At 36.3% G+C, this 18,193-nt stretch carries 17 protein-coding genes; 11 read left to right on the top strand and 6 right to left on the bottom strand.

Annotated elements, in window-relative coordinates:
• The first annotated feature begins 194 nt into the window (after positions 1-194).
• The 4 genes from FO441_RS08625 to FO441_RS08610 all read left to right on the top strand — a co-directional run bounded on the left by FO441_RS08625 (position 195) and on the right by FO441_RS08610 (position 2,383).
• The gene (locus FO441_RS08625) at positions 195-647 is read left to right on the top strand and encodes a MarR family winged helix-turn-helix transcriptional regulator (protein ID WP_145288723.1); all 453 of its coding nucleotides are present in this window, start codon (positions 195-197) and stop codon (positions 645-647) included.
• Between the two features lie 14 nt (positions 648-661).
• Positions 662-1,174, top strand: a complete 513-nt coding sequence (locus FO441_RS08620) for a GNAT family N-acetyltransferase (protein ID WP_145288721.1) — start codon at positions 662-664, stop codon at positions 1,172-1,174.
• 14 nt (positions 1,175-1,188) lie between these two features.
• Entirely contained in the window at positions 1,189-1,803 is a 615-nt protein-coding gene (locus FO441_RS08615) for an FMN-binding negative transcriptional regulator (protein WP_145288718.1), read from the top strand.
• 73 nt (positions 1,804-1,876) lie between these two features.
• Entirely contained in the window at positions 1,877-2,383 is a 507-nt protein-coding gene (locus FO441_RS08610; protein ID WP_145288715.1) for a CueP family metal-binding protein, read from the top strand.
• 117 nt (positions 2,384-2,500) lie between these two features.
• Here the strand turns inward: FO441_RS08610 and FO441_RS08605 are convergent, their stop codons facing one another.
• Positions 2,501-3,550, bottom strand: a complete 1,050-nt coding sequence (locus FO441_RS08605) for a homocysteine S-methyltransferase family protein (RefSeq protein WP_145288712.1) — start codon at positions 3,548-3,550, stop codon at positions 2,501-2,503.
• 220 nt (positions 3,551-3,770) lie between these two features.
• Positions 3,771-4,430, bottom strand: a complete 660-nt coding sequence (locus FO441_RS08600) for an SDR family oxidoreductase (RefSeq protein WP_145288709.1) — start codon at positions 4,428-4,430, stop codon at positions 3,771-3,773.
• A 187-nt stretch (positions 4,431-4,617) separates the two neighbouring features.
• Between FO441_RS08600 and FO441_RS08595 the strand changes: the two genes are divergently transcribed.
• The 4 genes from FO441_RS08595 to FO441_RS08580 all read left to right on the top strand — a co-directional run bounded on the left by FO441_RS08595 (position 4,618) and on the right by FO441_RS08580 (position 6,263).
• Positions 4,618-4,917: a hypothetical protein gene (locus FO441_RS08595; protein WP_145288706.1), complete on the top strand. Its 300-nt coding sequence runs from the start codon at positions 4,618-4,620 to the stop codon at positions 4,915-4,917.
• Positions 4,918-4,944: 27 nt separating this feature from the next.
• Positions 4,945-5,232 (top strand): hypothetical protein, encoded by a 288-nt coding sequence (locus FO441_RS08590; protein WP_145288703.1) that lies wholly within the window; start codon positions 4,945-4,947, stop codon positions 5,230-5,232.
• Between the two features lie 120 nt (positions 5,233-5,352).
• The gene (locus FO441_RS08585; protein WP_145288701.1) at positions 5,353-5,811 is read left to right on the top strand and encodes a GNAT family N-acetyltransferase; all 459 of its coding nucleotides are present in this window, start codon (positions 5,353-5,355) and stop codon (positions 5,809-5,811) included.
• Between the two features lie 146 nt (positions 5,812-5,957).
• The gene (locus tag FO441_RS08580; protein WP_145288698.1) at positions 5,958-6,263 is read left to right on the top strand and encodes a PadR family transcriptional regulator; all 306 of its coding nucleotides are present in this window, start codon (positions 5,958-5,960) and stop codon (positions 6,261-6,263) included.
• 707 nt (positions 6,264-6,970) lie between these two features.
• Here FO441_RS08580 and FO441_RS12605 read toward each other — a convergent pair.
• Entirely contained in the window at positions 6,971-7,144 is a 174-nt protein-coding gene (locus FO441_RS12605; protein ID WP_186365520.1) for a hypothetical protein, read from the bottom strand.
• A gap of 289 nt (positions 7,145-7,433) precedes the next feature.
• On the opposite strand from FO441_RS12605, the gene FO441_RS08570 reads away from it, so the two are divergent.
• Both FO441_RS08570 and FO441_RS08565 read left to right on the top strand, forming a co-directional pair.
• The gene (locus FO441_RS08570; RefSeq protein ID WP_145288692.1) at positions 7,434-9,608 is read left to right on the top strand and encodes an ATP-binding protein; all 2,175 of its coding nucleotides are present in this window, start codon (positions 7,434-7,436) and stop codon (positions 9,606-9,608) included.
• A 114-nt stretch (positions 9,609-9,722) separates the two neighbouring features.
• Positions 9,723-10,943, top strand: coding sequence for a S41 family peptidase (locus tag FO441_RS08565; RefSeq protein WP_145288689.1), 1,221 nt, complete (start codon positions 9,723-9,725; stop codon positions 10,941-10,943).
• A gap of 146 nt (positions 10,944-11,089) precedes the next feature.
• Here the strand turns inward: FO441_RS08565 and FO441_RS08560 are convergent, their stop codons facing one another.
• Both FO441_RS08560 and FO441_RS08555 read right to left on the bottom strand, forming a co-directional pair.
• Positions 11,090-12,403 (bottom strand): 5-methylcytosine restriction system specificity protein McrC, encoded by a 1,314-nt coding sequence (locus FO441_RS08560; protein WP_186365519.1) that lies wholly within the window; start codon positions 12,401-12,403, stop codon positions 11,090-11,092.
• Positions 12,393-14,615, bottom strand: coding sequence for an McrB family protein (locus FO441_RS08555; protein WP_246095088.1), 2,223 nt, complete (start codon positions 14,613-14,615; stop codon positions 12,393-12,395). Before FO441_RS08555 ends, FO441_RS08560 begins: the two co-directional genes overlap by 11 nt.
• 273 nt (positions 14,616-14,888) lie before the next feature.
• Here FO441_RS08555 and FO441_RS08550 point away from each other — a divergent pair, with 273 nt between their 5' ends.
• Positions 14,889-16,832 (top strand): hypothetical protein, encoded by a 1,944-nt coding sequence (locus FO441_RS08550; protein WP_145288682.1) that lies wholly within the window; start codon positions 14,889-14,891, stop codon positions 16,830-16,832.
• A gap of 428 nt (positions 16,833-17,260) precedes the next feature.
• On the opposite strand, the gene purU is transcribed toward FO441_RS08550, so the two are convergent.
• Complete coding sequence (gene purU, locus FO441_RS08545) at positions 17,261-18,112, bottom strand: formyltetrahydrofolate deformylase (protein ID WP_145288679.1); 852 nt, start codon at positions 18,110-18,112, stop codon at positions 17,261-17,263.
• Between the last annotated feature and the right edge of the window lie 81 nt (positions 18,113-18,193).

Raw genomic sequence — 18,193 nt, 5'->3', positions numbered from 1 at the left:
CAGATATCCAACATATTAAGCTGTTTGTAATTCTTCTAGGAGGAGGTCTATGATCCCAGAGAAGCGCCTTCCAACTTTACCAACTATAATCATCAGAAATGATAGAATTGGAAATATTTTTTATAGTAAATGCAATAAAATATGATATAGTAGTCTTATAAATTATGTTGCATTTGCAACAAAAAGGAGAGGCTATGAAAGATATACTAAGGAATATCGGCATAATATCCAGAGCACTCGATTCAATCAGCAACATAGAGTTCAAAGAACTTGATCTGGCAAAAGGGCAGTTTGTCTATCTCGTAAGAATTTGTGAAAACCCTGGAATGATTCAAGAAAAATTGGCGGAGATTTTAAAAATTGATAGAACAACTACTGCGCGAGCTATTAAAAATCTAGAGAAGAATGGATTAATCATCAAAAAAACAGATCCAAATAATCAAAAAAACAAGTTACTGTTTCCTACTGCAGAAGGGCAAGCGATCTATCCATTTATAATCCGCGAAAATGAACATTCCAATGCTGTGGCTCTACAAGGATTAACCGAAGAGGAAATTGATGTCTTAGTAGGATTATTAGAAAGAGTTAAAGATAATATTTCACACGACTGGCTACGTGTGAAAAAAGGATATAAAAGAGAGTATTAAAAGGGGGATAAATAATGATTAGACAATGTACAATTGAAGATCTATCTGAATTAAAGGAAATAAGCTATGCCACATTTGATGAAACTTTCAGGCCACAAAATGAAAAAGAAAATATCGACGCCTATTTAAGTACGGCATTTACATCAGGGAAACTGCTCAAGGAATTGGAAAATCCGCATTCATACTTCTATTTCATTTACTATCAGAACAGTTTGGCAGGGTATTTAAAAGTAAATATTGAAGACGCACAGACAGAGAAGATGAAAGGTAATAGCCTGGAAATAGAGCGTATCTATGTATTAGATAAGTTTCAAAAGCAAGGATTGGGAAAGCAACTGTTCAATCAAGTGCTGGATCTTGCTCAAGAGTTAAACCGTGAAAAAATATGGCTGGGTGTCTGGGAGAAGAATACTAATGCAATTCGTTTTTATGAGAAATTAGGATTTCTGCAAATAGATGAACACGCTTTTTATATGGGTGATGATCGTCAGATTGATATAATTATGAGTAAATCTTTAAAGGGTTGAAGAGAGGAGCTACTATGTACATTCCAAAATACTATCAAGTACATGATTTCAATGAGATCAAAAGCTTCATCCGAGAAAACTCATTTGCAACAATTGTCTCATATGACGGGACTAGACCCATTGCAACACATGTACCTGTCAATATTAAGGAAACAGAAGGGGATTTATATGTTTCCGGTCATTTTGCAAAAGGGAATCAGCAATGGAAAACAATGAATGATAAAGAAAATGTTCTAGTCATGTTTCAAGGTCCACACGGCTATGTCTCTTCAACATGGTATAAAGATGAAAATGTGCCTACCTGGAACTATCAAAGTGTACACTTATATGGAACTGGTAAGATTCTTAGCGAAGAAGAATTGATTGAAGATTTAATAATTTTGTTAAACAGTTATGAAGGTCATCGCGAAAAGGGCGCAACATGGGATAATTTATCTGAAACTACTCGTCAGCAAGTTAAAGGTATCGTCGGCTTCAGAGTTAAAGTCGATGAAGTCCAGGCAGCGTATAAGTTAAGTCAAAATCGAAATGAAGAAGACTATGAGAATATTATTAAAGAATTAAGGTCTTCCGAAAAAAAAATGGAGAATGAGTTGGCTATTGTTATGAACACGTCTCTACGCTCATAATTCATATAATTGTTACAGTCCCTAGAAACGTAGTTGAATCTGCTTGGTATAATTGAATTGAGGAGGGATATAAATGAAAAAATATTTGATGTCGGTTTTAACAATCTTAATGATTGTATCGACAGGATGCAGCAACGATTCAGCTTCAGATGAAACAAGTATAAAAGAGTTCGTATCACAGCTGAGCGCCAGTAATGTTGTAGAATCTGCTTCGATAAACGATCGAACCCTTGTCGTTCAGGACGGCGGAGAAGAGGAGATCCATGATCTTCCCGAAGATGAATTCTTTGTATCGATCGCCCCTTATCTTACATATACACATCCGTGCGAACATCATAATCTGATTGGATGCCAGGGTGAACTGGCAGATAAAGAAATGGATGTAAAGATTATAGATGATCAAGGCGAGGTTCATATCGATCAGACACTGACGACACTCGAGAACGGTTTTATGGACTTCTGGTTGCCGAGAGACCGGGAATATACTATAGAAATCAGCTATGAAGACAAACATGTCGAGCATGATTTCTCCACTTTCGACGGAGATGGTACGTGTTTAACAGATCTGCAGCTGAAGTGATATATTTGAATGAAATAATCAGAACAAAATTAAAAGGCATGTTTCCTGCGGCTACAGGAAACATGCCTATTGCTTCATTTTCATTCTATACGTACGACTGGATGTCCTATTTTCTGCTTAAGCTTTTGTACGGTAGTCAAGATTATGTTTCTGCAGTGTTTCATCTTTACCAAACAGGAAGTGTTTCTCCATGTCAGGAGAATACTTTGAATTGACTGCTTCCACTCCGACAGCTTCCGCAACAGACCGAAGCATGGCAGGGGAGGCACCACAGCACAATCCGATATAGTTCACACCGATAGCATGCGCCTTCTTTGCCCACTCTGCAAGTTCATAGCGGTTATGGTAGAGCGGATCGAGCGAAGTCGGGAAGGTCGTTTCAAGCGGCAGATGGCAACTGCATCCACCATCCGGCAGATTGAAAAAGGTCGGATGTGCTTCTGTAGTACGGTAGGGAATCGGCAGTCCGCCGACGTAGCCATCCACTTTTTCACGTATCTTCTCAAGATAGGGCTGCATAGTGTCTGGACCGCGGAAACAGTTCATCCCGACCACCAGCGCGCCTTTTTCAGCGAGTATCCTGCAGGATTCCTCTACCGTAAAGCCATCTCTCAATATATTCTCACCCATGAGTCCCATCGTGATGACAGCTGGAATTTCCAGCCTTTGAATCTCTTCCAGAGCAATGACTGCTTCTTCATGGTAATAGAATGTTTCCCCGTTGATATAATCAACATCCTCTTCCTTGCACCATTGGACCATCTCTGCAAACATCGCCCTGACCTGGTCTTTGGATTCAGGGTTGTCGGGATCGAATATGTTCGTATTGGAGATATTGCCGGCGACCAATGCTTCTTCCACTGGATGTTCCTTTGCCACCTCTTTAGCCAACCGGATGGCATTTCGATTCAAAGGTTCCAGAAGGTCTTCCTTGCCGATGATCCTCATTTTCTCCCTGTGGGCGTTGTAGGTGAAAGCCAGTACGACATCGGAGCCTGCATTCATATAGTCGCGGTACGTCTGCTTGAGTGCCTCCGGATTATCCAATGCCACTTCCGGTACAAAAGACCCTGCCTGCAAATACCCTCTGCGTTCCAATTCGAATAGATACCCTTCGCCTGCAATTACCGGACCGTCCTTCAGTCTTTCTTCCAAACTGCGCTTCATATGAACTTCCTCCTTTAATTCAAAGAGAGGGTTTGAAATGTTTGATAACCTCGTCTTTGTGATTAAGGCAAGTCTATCATGATATGCCGTTGTAAAATAATACTGATAATTCATGGTTCGATATAGCGTGAGGCTATATCGAAAGTCCATAAATCAGATGAAGGCATAGCACGCATCATGAAGTTGTTCATTAGACGGCAGATCGTAGTCCTGTATATGATCACTGCAATGGACGTTTCTGGTCTGCTACAGCTTCCTGGATGGGCGTTTCTCCTTCAGTCAATTCGAGCACAAGCCTGGCTGTTTCATCATTGTTTATCAACTCGGCAAGTACAGCGGCCACATCATCCCTTGAGACCTGGCCATAAGGAATGACGGGTCCAAGTTTGACTTTCCCTGTACCAGGATCATCTGTCAGTGTACCTGGACGTAGAATGGTCCAATCCAATGAAGACTTTGCCAACCCCGCATCAGCCTTACGCTTCATTTTCATGTAGAACTCGAAACTATCCGGCATGTCCTTGTCCCTCCAAGCATCCGGGAATGCTGAAACGAGCAGGAATCGTTCTACTCCCGCATTTTCAGCCGCAGCGATCATCTTACTGACACCCTCACCATCTACAGCTTTGGTCGCATCCACACCAGCGCCACCAGCGCCTGCAGCAAATACCACCACGTCCGTCCCTTCCAGCATGGAAGCATATTCCGCGACATCAGTTTCAACCAGATCGGCGACATTCGTCTTCATTCTCAGTGCTTCCAGGTCAGGCGCCTGTTCCTTCTTGCGGATATAGCCAACAGGCTCATCACCCCGTTCAGCCAGCAGTTGTCCTAGACGACTTCCCACTTTGCCATTAGCTCCAATAATTGCTACCTTCATGCTCATCTTCCTTTCTCTTTTATTTATTTTCTACTATTCATAGCATAGCACTTCGAACACGTCCGACACCAAGTAATTGGATTTGGACAAATACGATATTCTCGCTTGCTATTGAGCAGGGAATTGATTGGTGTACTTAAATTATCTGAAAACTGTATGGTAAAATTAAGAAATAGGGGGAATCGAGTTGAAAGCGACGATCGTCTGGGGAAACATCATTCTTTGTGGAATCATCGCCATCTTTATTGCATTTTTCTTTGCAGAAGGGACCATTGCTGAAAACTATACGAATAAAAGGTTCGTAGCACCAGAGTTCTTTTTGGTCCTGCCGGTCTGGGTGATTGGAGCACTTTTAGTATCGTTTTACTTTTATCGGAGTGATTTAAAGAACAACTCATATGTAATCATCATACTGATCAGCTTACTACTCTGGATGACGATTCCTGCTGGACTATGGTTTTCAAGCTTATTTCTGCAGGGCAAATAGTAATTGACCATGATAGGGGTGAAACGTATGGAAATTATTTTATTGCTCGTTCTAATTGTACTTGGCTATATTGGCTACAGATGGTTGATGGGGCGTAGAAAAGAAGAGATTGTATTGGAATTGGATGACAGGTACAAAGACCCTGCCAAGTATGTCGAAGCAGTACAGCATACACTCACTGAAGAAGGAAGGACGGTCGAATACAAAGGGAATGGAAAATTTCTGATCGATGGACGGACTTATACTATGATGGAACATAATGTTTCCATGGGTCCGAGCGTTGTGCAAAGAACGATCTTACAGCCTGAAGAGTGAAATTGTGTAGATGTATATGAAAAACATGAGATTTGTCAATTCGTTCAACAGCATAAATTCAAGTACCAAAAACCTGCCTATTCTTATGCAGATCTTAAGAAATGTAATTGGGAGATAAAAATGAATGATATAACAATTAGAGACATAAACATGGATAACCTTGCTCGTGTGAAAAGAATACGAATAAAGGAGAATCAGGAGAATTTCATAGAAACAGTAGATGAGTGTCTGGCAGAGGCGGAAATTCATAAAGAATGGTGTCCAGTGTCAATTTATGCAGGGGAAGGTATAGTCGGTTTTGCCATGTATGGCGCTTTTGGTATAAATCCAGATGTATGGATAGATAGAATTATTATAGACGCAAGCCATCAAGGGAAGGGGTATGGAACAGCGGCCATGCAACAACTGATGGAAATTGTCATGGATAAATACAGTGTACGAACAGTTTATCTCAGTTTTACATCAGGTAACTATGTTGCTCAGAAAATATATGAAAAGTTGGGTTTCAGATTCACAGAAGAATTTGATTCAGCGGGAGAATTAATATATAGATACGAAGCTACGGCAGGGAATATATAACAAGATAAAACTTGATGCATCAAGCATTGATGTGCTTACGATGAGTACTATAACTAGTATTTATTTGACATGACTTCTAGCATACTTTATTATTACGTTATACGATATATCACTAAACGTAATAAATGAAAGGAAGGAGTGAAAAGATGGGTAAGAAAAGTAGACTTTCCGAGCCTTCGTTATTGATATTAATTAGCCTTGCCGAAAAAAATCGTCATGGTTATGCAATCATGGAGGATATCGAAGAAAATTATGATTTTAAAATAGGACCAGGCACATTATACGGAGCAATTTCACGTTTGGAAAAAGCAGGGTATATAAGTGTTCTTGAAACAGAAGACCGCAAAAAACCTTACAAGATGACAGAAGCAGGACAAGTATATCTGACTGAGCAGATTAGAGAAATGCAGAAAGTTACTTCACTAGGTATGACGAGGCTTGGTTTGATATGAAGTGGTATATATACTTGTACCCAAAAAGGTGGAGGGAAAGATACGGCATTGAATTGATTACAGTATTAAAGCAAACGGGCATGTCATCAAGAATAATGTTTGATCTACTTTTGGGCATAATCGATGCTTGGCACATCGAGCTGAGTGAGAGAAAGATACTTGGATTTCGCATGAGCCAAGTACTGGTTTTAATCAGCTTGTTTAATGTTTTGGTTATTACGAGATTGATATCATTAGTGGGGGTTTTTATATTGGGACAGATTGCGTTGATAATTGCCATGTTATCCTTTTTCTTAGCGATGATTCTCTTAGTTGCGAACATGTTTAAAGTTGGCATCATACCAGCCTTTTCAATGAAAACAAGACTAGCTAAAATGTCAGTTGGTCTAATGGGATCTTATGCAGTGTTCTTTATAGTGTTTCTAGTGCTAACAAATTCATAAGCCATTCCTAGCCATACGTTCTAATATGCTCTCTTCAAAGTAGACACTTGAAAAGTGAAAACTTAGGAGGGAGTATTTCTTTGGAAAAAAGAAAGGTTTCAGACGAGGCTCTTTACACTTCTACATTTATGTTACTTGTTTTCCATTCTTATAGTATTGAAAATGAGAACCATAAACCAATCAGTACTGTTATCCAAAGCAATAAATCTATCAGTATGATTTTTATGTAGGATATACTATCCAAATCATGCTTGTGGTAATACCCTATGTTAACAATGCTCCAATCACCCAAAATGAAATTACCGAGAAGAATTCCGGCGCTACAAATCTTTTGTCAGTATAATTTTCGGCAATGAACCCATTTGAAAGAATAAAAGGCACATATACAGCAATAAACCCGCATAGAAAAAAGTTTCCCCTAAATATTAATGCCTTCACATTAATCCCTCCTATCAATGAAAATTGCATAGTCTTCTGCGTATGTAGTATTTCCCCTAATCAGGTACCATTACTGAATTCAAGACACGGATGTATAAATATCATAAGCATTCATTCTGCTGAGTATTTAGTTCAATTCTTTTCAATATGAGCTGTTCTTGTAATAATTTCCTATATAGATAGCAATGTACCTCATAAATTGTTGTAATATTTTGATTTATTATTATGTTTTATAAAAATTTCTAGTAGAATAGAAATTAAAAGGATTAGAAGAGCTAGGAGGGCAAGGATGATAAAAAATGTAAATATTAAGGATGTTGCTTCTTATGATTCAGTAGGAAGTACAGTTGATTTGAGAAGGATTAATTACATTTATGGGAGTAATGGGACAGGTAAGACAACAATATCAGAATTTCTAAGAAATACAACCCACCCTAATCATATCTCTTGTGGTATTAATTGGGATAACGGTAATTCTGAATCCGATCTATTTGTTTACAATAGGAATTTTGTCCAAGAAAACTTTAATATTAGTAACGAAATAAAAGGAATTTTTACTTTGGGGAAAGAATCTACAGATATAACGGTCTTAATAGATGAAAAAAAGAATGACGTCGAAAAACATCAAGAGCGAATAGGAAAATTAAGAAATAACATAGAAAAGAAAAAAGAAGAATTAAGTAATTTGCAATCAATATTTACTAATCAATGTTGGAACTTAAAATTAAATTATGATGAAACTTTTGAAGAAGCATTTACTGGTCTTCGTAATAATAAGAAAAAGTTTATGGAAAGATGTTTGTATGAAGTAAAACATAATAATAAAGATCTTTACACATATGAGGAATTAAAGAGTAAAATAAGTTCAGTTTTTAAGAGTTCTCAAGAAAAAGTTTCTGTAATACCAGAGGTATCAGACAACACTTTTTTAGAAAAACAATCAATATTTCAAACAAAAATTATAGGTAAAAAAGATATAGATATTGCTAGTCTAATATCTAAATTAAATATAAGTGACTGGGTACAGCAAGGGCATAAACAAATGGAAGAAACAAATGGAATATGTCCATTTTGCCAACAAGAACTCCCAAATGATTTTCAGGGGAAGTTAGATGAGTATTTTGATGAAACCTATACCGAACAAATACGAATGCTTAACTCGTCTATAGAAAAATATAAAAATAATACAACTGAGTTTTTTGAGAAATACAATTTTCTTAAAAGTGAAGACATGCCTTATATCGATAAAGAGAGGATGAAATCTCTATTTGAATTAATAAATTCAACATATAAGGAAAATATTCAATTACTAGAAAGGAAGAGACTTGAACCAAGTAGGAGCGTGGAGTTAAGAACAATAACAAGTTATATTGAACAGATAAACTCAGAAGTGAAACAAGCAAATATACAAATAGCAGAGTTAAATAAGGTTATTGACAACCTTAAAGAAGAAAAAGAAAAGTTAATACAACATATATGGCGATTTATTGTGGAAGAAAACAAAGGTTATTATGAAAGTTACATAACTAGTTACAATCAAATTAATTTGGCTATTACCGGTATGGAGAAGAATAGGCAAATACAGAGGGAATATAAAGGTAGAATAGAAAAAGAAATTATTGAATTACAAAATCAACTGACTAGTGTAGTACCTTCTATACATGAAATTAATAAACTTCTTAAATCCTTTGGATTTACAAATTTTGAATTGGCGGAATCTAAAGAGCCTGGGCATTACAAGATAATAAGGGAAGGCGGTGAAGATGCAAATGAAACATTAAGTGAAGGAGAGAAAACTTTTATTACTTTTTTGTATTTCTATCAACTTATTAATGGAAGTAATGAGCAAGATAAAGTAAATACACCAAGGGTTGTCGTGGTTGATGATCCGATTTCTAGCTTGGATAGTAATATACTATTTATGGTGAGTAACTTAATAAACAATCTAAAAAAGATGGTAAGGAGTAATGATTCAAATTTTAAACAATTGATTATTCTGACTCATAATGTTTACTTCCATAAAGAAATTTCATTTAACAAGGGTCATAATAATAAAAAACTAAATGACGAAACATTTTGGATTGTCAGGAAGACCAATAATAAATCAAGCATATATGAATATGATGAGAATCCAATTAAAAACTCCTATGAACTTTTATGGAAAGAACTAAAGGAGAATTCAAATTCAATAACCACTCCTAATATAATGAGAAGGATATTAGAAAATTATTTTAAGTTCTTTGGAAATATAGATGTTGAGCAAATTATTGAAAAGTTCCCAGAGGAAGAAAAATTAGTGTGCAAAACGTTACTATCTTGGGTTAACGATGGATCACATCATATAAATGATGACTTGTATGTTGATACTAACCAGGAAGGGACACAGAACTATATTAACGTATTTAAGAGAATTTTCCAAAATTCTATGCATGAGTCTCATTATAATATGATGATGGGTGACTAAGATTAATTGGAATAATGGAAGTAAGACTGATGAACCATCAGAACAGATTGTAGTTAGAAAAAAATAGAAAAATTGAATACTTTTTATTCAATGAATTGAGAGGGGGGGAGGCACATGTACAAAGAAATATTTGATGAGGTGGTTAGCATAATGCAAAACCATTATGCCGGTTACATTGATAAAAAGGGATGGGACAATCCTGAAAAATATATAAGAATGGTTGAGGATCTTGAGGAGTGTGACAAAAATGATCAGGCATTTATAGATATTGTTCAGAGTTATCTACTAGATTTCAAGGATCGCCATGTGTTCTTTATAAAAAGCGAAGAAAGTAAATTGAAAGATTCTGATGTCGGTTTTAAGGTAAGACGTTACGAAGAAAGTCTGGTAGTGACTGAAGTGATGGATGATGCTCGTCTCAAAGTAGGGCAGAAAATAGAAAGTTTGGATGATAGATCTATTGAAGAGTTGAGTGAGAGTTATCAAAAGCAACTTTACTTTGAAACAAATGAACGTCAGAAGTGGAATGAGTTGCTCTTGAACCATGAAACATTTGAGAGCGATGGTCACTCGTATGCGTTCAGGCGCTTTGACAAGAAAAAGTATGAATCTGTTCATAAAGGGGAATTATTGAATGATGATACTTTAATGTTCACGTTCACTGATTTTATAGATAATAGGCCTGTAGATAAAGTAATAGATAAATTTAAAGAAGAACTTGAAAAAGTCGATAATTTAATTATCGATGTACGAACCAATTTGGGCGGTAGTAGTTTTGCTTATCAAAATTTCTTTAAATATTTGTTCCCTAAAGGGGAGGTTAACTTGCAGGATGACAACTATAAAATGGAATTTAATCTAACTGAAAAGAATTCGGATTGGCTTCTTGAACTTTATGAAGGAATGACGAAAGACGGATCTACACACTTGGATGGGATGATGGCATTTATAAAAGCCAATAAGGGCAACGGATTTGCTTCGTTATCGGATGACCCGGACTTCTTAATAATAGGGAAGGGGAGTCCTTCTAATATAATTGTACTTACAGATACATTCTGTGCAAGCGCTGGGGACGCGTTTGCATTGACTGCACAATTATCACCAAAAGTAACAATAGTAGGTCGCGATACCTTGGGTGTACTGGATTATGCCAATTTAAATATTCGCAAATATGAAAACAGTTTTGAGTTTTACTACCCAACATCTCGCTATTCAGATAGAAACGATAATGTTATTACAGGACGAGCTAAACCGGATATTTATATACCTTGGACACCAGAACATACAGAAGAAGATATCGACCTTAAAAAAGCACTTGAGGTGATAGATAAGTAAGAGAGGAGTACTATCTCTTTAACTTTAAGGTGTAGTAAAAACTATAATATAAGTTTATAAACGAATAAAATGACGGTCATTTAATAATAGATGAACCGTCATTGTTTTAATGCATCAACCGTATAATACTATTACTTTCGGGAAAGTCATATCATTCTCCTCTTTAGTTCTGCCTCTTCCTCAAGCATAACCTTTTCGAATGCACTAAAATCACTCTCCTGGCTGGGAATGCCGATACTGAGCTTAATTACATCAACGTTCGGGTCTCTTACACTTGTCTTATCTACACCACTTAATAATGATAATGTTTTGTTTCCTTCTTTATCCATGCTCTTTTGGAAAGGGTATATGAAATATCCTTCAGCAGCTTCAAAACGGTATATATAGGCGACAAGCTGCAGATAATCACGACCTCGTATATTATTAATGGGTTTATACTTGGCATCTGCAATTTTTCGATTCAACCCAGATCTGCTGATAAAGTCCGGGTAGATCAATCCATTGGTATTATTAAATAAATAGTGCCGGCCAATCCCTTTTGTATTTTGTGGGTGTAGGAACTGATCTCCAATGAGAGTATTGATATATTCCGCAAACAACCAGGCGCCATCAAATAGGATGCCATAAACTTCCGTGTTCGAGTCTTTATTGAAATAGTTCGATTCTGCTCTTAATATTGCGATGCACAGTCTTTGTAATGCCTGGTATTCAAAGTAGTATCCATGTCTGACTGGTTTTCGGATGTTCCGGTGGATTGTCTTTGCTACATTAATGGAACCAAAGTCCAACGAGTTTTCTTCTATGACATGGATGTTTTCCTTTGTAACATCATTCATATAAAGGATTCTTCTCAAATTCTTTCTTCTCTTTATAAACTCTATAGTGTATCTGATCAGATGGATCACGTGGTTCTCATAGCTGAACTCCCGTGTGTTATATGCGACCTTGCCAAGAAAGGGTACATTCTTTTTAATATGTCTCTTGAAGTCGATGGCACCTTTGATATTGGTATCATTATATTTCTTTACTCTATATTCTTTATACAGACCTTTCTTCATTGCATTGTTCAAGAATTTTGGGAACAACGGAATCAATAGCTCCAGGAAGCTGGTCTGATGTTCCATGTTCACTTCAGTATTAATTACGTTGATATTCAATACTTTCTTCAGCATATAATAGAAGAAATAGTCATTACCTGCATCAAATCTTGAGCCTATGAAGAGCCGTTCGTCTTTATAACCAATCACACCCATCACATTGGTGGTTCTGATTCCATCACTGTTTGCCATCATTACAAAATGTGAAGCATCTAAAGCGTCCACATCGCTTACTCTAGGTGGAAACAAGAACAGGTTGGTGGCCTCCAGATCTTCAAGATTTTTATTTGCTATTCTATCTATGAAATCCTGGCTGATGGTTACTTCAGGAGCGCCGGTCAGAGTATTATCTCTAGTTTTCATCCTCATACTCCCGATGCTTACCGTCATAAGCAGCTTTAAGGTCTGAAAGTATCGTCACCTCATCGAAGAACCCGCGGACATATTCCTCGAGTAGTGGTTCCAGGTAATCTTGCCATAGCAGTTCATAATTATTATCGATGTCGCTCAGTTTCAGGAAATAGCTCGGACCGATATGGTAATGACTATTCAAACCTTCCACTTCCGATATCGCATTGTTCAATCTCAGCATGTGATTGACAGCATCCTCATAATCATCAACAGACGATTTGAGCATACCGATTTGACTCTCGGCAGTCACTTCTATGAATCTGAATCGACGACGCATCGCAAAGTCGAAACTCTCAACGCTGCGGTCGATATCATTCATGGTTCCAACAATATATACATTCTCTGGTACATAAAAGACGTCGCTTTCATCATCTATGGAAGCGTACTGTGTCTTGACGGCACCGAGATGACCTCGATAGCCGGGATCAATGGCAAAGAACAATTCCCCGAAAATTTTGGAGATCTCCCCGCGGTTGATTTCATCGATAATAAAGACAAAAGCGCCTCCTTCGCTTTGAGCGGCTATCGCTCTGGATACGAATTTCTTAAAGATACCCGGCACAATTTCATAACGCATCTCATTGGTTTCATCATCTATTGTTGGTCTGAACCCTTCCACAAAATCCGTATAGTCATAGCTCGGATGGAACTGGATGAATTGGGTATTATCCTGATACTGCTCATCCAGATCGTCAAAAGATCTAATTCTTCCGCCACTGGCAACTTCAGCAGCAATATTTCTTGCCAGATAAGTTTTCCCTGTACCCGGAGCACCTCTGAGAATGACATTTTTTGAAGAGACAAGTTTGCTCGCATACTCAGACAGCTCAGCATCTTCCAGCCTAACTTCAATCATCTCTTCCAAACTACTATTCGTTTCATCCATCCTATTGGTTGAATGCCAAGCGTGGAAAGATAATTCAGGGAAGGTACTGTACTTAAAGTCTCTACTTTCCAATGATGCATGTGCAGCTTCTATAATGTCCAGGTACGCCTCGCCTCCAGGCATTTTATTGATCACACCAAACTGATCAACAAATTCTGAAGTCATATTCTTGTCGGTTGAAATAAATGCTCTGTTTTTCGCATCCAGGTTAATGAACGCCTCAGGGCGGATCCAGTAGAGTCCCATGGTCAGATTCCACTTGATACCTCTTTGCAGAATGACAGTATTAAAGTTTTCGATGAAATCTTTTCTGCTCTCCTCAGAATACAACTGTTCATAGTCCAGTGCAGCGTTGAAAATGGCCCACAAGTTGTCGATGTCATGTTCTTCTCTGTCACCTATGAAGTAGTAGAATGTCGCTGCCATGTTATTGACGACAGGAATCCCGTCAAAGGTTTCAGGGACGGCTGCATTCACGGAAAACTCCTCTTTCAACCCCTTGATGATTTTGATCCGGTTCTCATCTGTGATGCCTTTATTGAACAGGGCAAAGATGGTGAAAGGGTCGATATCGATCACATTACGGTCGCTTTCAAGTTTTGGAAGTTCCATCCCAATAGCGTTATATGTATTCTTCACCTTTTCAATCAGTGCACTTCTGTCATTAGAGTAGGGGCGCAATTTATCAGCAAACTCTTTATAAAAATCGACCCAGTCAAACTGTACCTCGTTCTTCTTTTCTTGTTGCGACAGTTCATATTCCTGAAATTGTTTTTCATTATAGAATTGCTTCTTCCAATAGTCATCACTTAAGAAAAAGCTGTAGTCCTGTTCATTATCATTTAGAGCAAACTCAACCAGGCGACTGCTGAAGTCACCTTCGTAATCCAGCATCCACATAGCAACTCTTGAAGTATAGAAATACCATTCCTTCATTCTTGTCCGGTAGTCATTGATCCAGGCAACCTTGATGGTATGTCCGTCTCCAGGGTTCTGTGTAATCACTCCAACTGCTTTTATCCTCATGACAGATGCAGATTTATTGTTAGGGTTTGAAAACGGCAGGTTATTTTTACGAGTGTAAGTGGACTTGAGAACAATATAGTCTCCCTCACTCATTTGGTCATAGTACAAGCGCATCAACTGATACTGTTCATCATCTTCCTTGCCTTCCCATCCAAGACGCCACTCATTGCTATCCATAAAATCATTGGTATAATCCGTTCCTTCAATTGTTGTTCCTACGAAGAAAAACTTTCTATCTTTATAGTTGCTCATCGGAATCCAAAGCCCCTTTGCCAAATTATCATTTAATTCATAATAGCATATCCTAAATATTTTATTAAAAACTAACAGCAAACTTTAGTTATCCAAATATTCCGCATTAAAATTTCATAGAATGTTCTGTTCAAAGGAGTGTCTATAGTATAATGGAAGCAACTTTTAACAGGTAAAAATGGGTGAATGACATATAAAATACCAAAGCGAAGTAGCTTTTGAGCAAGATGTCATGGAATAGCCTCAAAGAGTTAAATATGTAAAGGAGTTAATATGAAAAGGATTAAATTTTACCCAGTAAATGATTTATTGTGTGGTTATAACTTGAATAATAGTGAGCAGGTGTTAAAGCCATACGCAAATGGAGAAGAAATCAGTGATATTAACGTAGCTATTGAAATATTTAACATTAAAAAATATTTTGATGCAGAAATTTTTCTTAGTAAATGGAGTAGCGAAAAAGTTGAATGCTTAAAAGCTCAAGTGCAAGAAGCTTTTGGACAAGTCGCTAAATTTATAAAGTTAATTACACAAGATAATCTCGCCTTTCTTTATGAAAGCCTTGAAAAACAGTATGAAGATGACTTTTGGTATCTTATAAACAAATTTAAAGTATATAAGAATATTAATGACGAATATTTTAGAAGTTTTTTGAATCATAGTGGTATAAAACTACTTCACTTACTTAGAAATAGAGATATTACTAGGTACTATGGAAATATTATTAAAGAATTTATGGTGAAAAAGGATTCTACAGCTGTTCTTTTGCTAAAGCACTATGAACTCGAGGATGAAGGACAAAATAAACAATTACATTTACCAGATCAATTAAGTAATGAGGATAAAGAAGAAATATTAGTGAAATATATTGATAATGAAAATGCAAACCTTAATTATTTAAAACTGATTGCCAATATACAAAGTAATAAAAATGAAATAGAAATAAATCCGAAAACACGATTAAAAGCAAAGAGAAAAGTTCAGATTATAGAAGAAAACTTTTTCCAAGAAAAACCTAGTATGGCTATTAAAATGTCTGTTTCTTTTTTAAACTTTTCAGATAAAGAAATTTTTAATAGCGTAGTTGAAGATGGTTCTATGTCTATAGCATATAATAGGAAATGGATATTAGAAAATGATGACTATGCGACCATTTTAAATAACTTTATTTATTTATTTGAGTATGTAGATACGCAAATGAGAATCATGCTTGTTAACTCAGAGGAAACAATGAGCGTTTTTGAAAGACTTGTCCATTCAAACTCCAAAAAAGCCTATAAAAAAGGTTTAGGGTTCGAACAAATAAATGCTATTTCTTCAATGCAGCTTTCAGGATATTATAATTTATTACTTAGTGAGAATATACGCTTAGAAGATGTAGTCGAATGGTTCTTTAAAGATTATTTGTCTTCCGAGTTTAATATAAAAAATTTTCAAATTACCATGCCTTCTGAAAACTCCACTATACTTGAAAAATGTACAAATATAATGCCCACATTGGAATCAGTCTTAAAGCAGTTTACCTTGTTGGTTAAAGACGGTGAAATTGATTTTGAATTACTTGATATTCAATCTGAGCAGTTAATGTATAAGAATATACCTTCATTGGTTGAAAATAAGTATGTTTATGGCATTGGTGAAGAATTTGAACAAGTTACATTCTTACTTTTCTCAGATCAGAGTCTTTTGAGTTATCATAAAAAGCAAAAGAGAGAATATGATAGTTATAGTGATTTAATGAGCTATGAAAATTTTAAAAGAGATGATTATTCTGATTACGAGTTAACTGCCATAGACTGGCTTATCGAACATGGTTACTTAGAAGTTGATCAAGAAGAATACATTAATATGAAAAACTCTTTATTGATCAATATTTTAAAAAACTTATATTATAAGAAAGTAATTAGTTATTGGAAATATAATTTGGAAAATAGAAAGATAATAGATGAATTATGTAAACGTGATATTGTAAAATTTGAAAGTTCACTTTTAACGAAACCTGAACAAGACTATATTAATTACTTCTTAAACAAGTCTCAATTTAATAATGGTTTCGATTTAAGAAATAAGTATATTCATACACAACCTTATAGTATGCAAAGTGAGAAGATTCATCATCAAAATTACACTATTTTCTTAAAGATATTTATATTGATTGTCATTAAAATTAATGACGATTTTTGCATTTTTGAAGAATTACAACAACAAAATAGTTAAATTTATAATATATATTAACTTTTTTACCATCTATAATTATCTATATATTCAATTTAATACAATTATATCTCTGGTAATTTAAGATATAAATTAAGCTTGAAAACTTAAAATTTAGATATTAATAACGATTATCAAAGTTTCTAATTAATATAGGAATTAAGTCTAGATAGATTTAAGAAAACACAGTGGGGTTTAATAAAAAAGAAATTATAAATCTTTTAATGATAACTGAAACATAAAAGGTTTGAAGTACTGCGAATCATTTTAGTTCAAAAGATATAGCACAGAACCGAGAGACATATTCATTTATGATGAAAAATTAATAATAATAGATTTAAAAGGCACTTTAGATGAGATTAATAATTAATATATTTACCCGAACGATGGACACTTTTCTGTACGTTGCCCATCATTCGGGTTATTTTTCATTAATCAAAAACAATTGTCTTATTGCCATGGTTTACAATCACTTTATGCAGCACGTGATATTCGACTGCCTGAGCCAATACAGTGGCTTCTACATGACGACCGATCTTCTTCAGGCTCTTTACGTCATACCTGTGATTGACGCGGATGACATTCTGTTCAATGATTGGTCCTTCATCAAGGTCTGCAGTGACATAGTGGCTTGTTGCACCGACGAACTTGACGCCGCGTTTCCATGCCTGCTTGTATGGATTCGCACCGATGAATGAGGGCAGGAACGAATGGTGTATATTGATGATTCTATCTTTGTAGTGATTGACAAAGTCATCGGATAGAATCTGCATATACTTGGCCAGAACAATCAGGTCGACTTCATGGTCGTCACAGATTGCGAGCATTTTCTCTTCGACTTTTTCCTTAGGTTCATTGCTTGGCACATAGTAGAACGGCACACCGAGACTTTCAGCGAAGTGCCGATTGTCTTCATGATTCCCTACTGCACAGACGATTTCTGCTGGGATCTCGCCACGTTCGACTCTGAGCAGTATTTCATTGAACGCATGGTCCTCTTTTGAAACAAACAGGGCTATCTTTGTATTTAAAGCACTATCAAACAGCTCGAAATCGATATTCTTCTGTTCCAGTTCACTCTCCAGAGCAGCTTTCAGCCCATTCACTTTCTCAAACTCGAACCTCAAATACAATTGACCTTCATCAGAGTTGTCGTAATCATACTCCGTGAAATGATCGAGGTGCAGTATATTGGAACCGTGTTTTGAGATGATTCCGGTAATCAGGTTGGTGATGCCCACCTGGTCCTTGCAGCTTGCCAATAGAATATACTTATCTTTCATATGCCTATCTCCTTGTCTATGTATACTTGCAGCTAGTTTCATTTCTTTTGATTCATAAATTGCGGTTATCTCATCCATTCA

This window comes from Salinicoccus cyprini (assembly GCF_007713705.1).
Classification (GTDB): Bacteria; Bacillota; Bacilli; order Staphylococcales; family Salinicoccaceae; genus Salinicoccus; species Salinicoccus cyprini.
The sequence above is the reverse complement of the archived record's forward strand: the minus strand, read 5'-3'. Positions and strand labels throughout refer to the sequence as shown.

Coding starts and splice junctions, on each gene's coding strand:
- FO441_RS08550 (WP_145288682.1), top strand. CDS start 14,889: ATGAAAAGGATTAAATTTTACCCAGTAAATGATTTATTGTGTGGTTAT.
- FO441_RS08580 (WP_145288698.1), top strand. CDS start 5,958: ATGGGTAAGAAAAGTAGACTTTCCGAGCCTTCGTTATTGATATTAATT.
- FO441_RS08565 (WP_145288689.1), top strand. CDS start 9,723: ATGTACAAAGAAATATTTGATGAGGTGGTTAGCATAATGCAAAACCAT.
- purU (WP_145288679.1), bottom strand. CDS start 18,112: ATGAAAGATAAGTATATTCTATTGGCAAGCTGCAAGGACCAGGTGGGC.
- FO441_RS08610 (WP_145288715.1), top strand. CDS start 1,877: ATGAAAAAATATTTGATGTCGGTTTTAACAATCTTAATGATTGTATCG.
- FO441_RS08570 (WP_145288692.1), top strand. CDS start 7,434: ATGATAAAAAATGTAAATATTAAGGATGTTGCTTCTTATGATTCAGTA.
- FO441_RS08590 (WP_145288703.1), top strand. CDS start 4,945: ATGGAAATTATTTTATTGCTCGTTCTAATTGTACTTGGCTATATTGGC.
- FO441_RS08615 (WP_145288718.1), top strand. CDS start 1,189: ATGTACATTCCAAAATACTATCAAGTACATGATTTCAATGAGATCAAA.
- FO441_RS08620 (WP_145288721.1), top strand. CDS start 662: ATGATTAGACAATGTACAATTGAAGATCTATCTGAATTAAAGGAAATA.
- FO441_RS08560 (WP_186365519.1), bottom strand. CDS start 12,403: ATGAAAACTAGAGATAATACTCTGACCGGCGCTCCTGAAGTAACCATC.
- FO441_RS08555 (WP_246095088.1), bottom strand. CDS start 14,615: ATGAGCAACTATAAAGATAGAAAGTTTTTCTTCGTAGGAACAACAATT.
- FO441_RS08600 (WP_145288709.1), bottom strand. CDS start 4,430: ATGAAGGTAGCAATTATTGGAGCTAATGGCAAAGTGGGAAGTCGTCTA.
- FO441_RS08625 (WP_145288723.1), top strand. CDS start 195: ATGAAAGATATACTAAGGAATATCGGCATAATATCCAGAGCACTCGAT.
- FO441_RS08605 (WP_145288712.1), bottom strand. CDS start 3,550: ATGAAGCGCAGTTTGGAAGAAAGACTGAAGGACGGTCCGGTAATTGCA.
- FO441_RS08585 (WP_145288701.1), top strand. CDS start 5,353: ATGAATGATATAACAATTAGAGACATAAACATGGATAACCTTGCTCGT.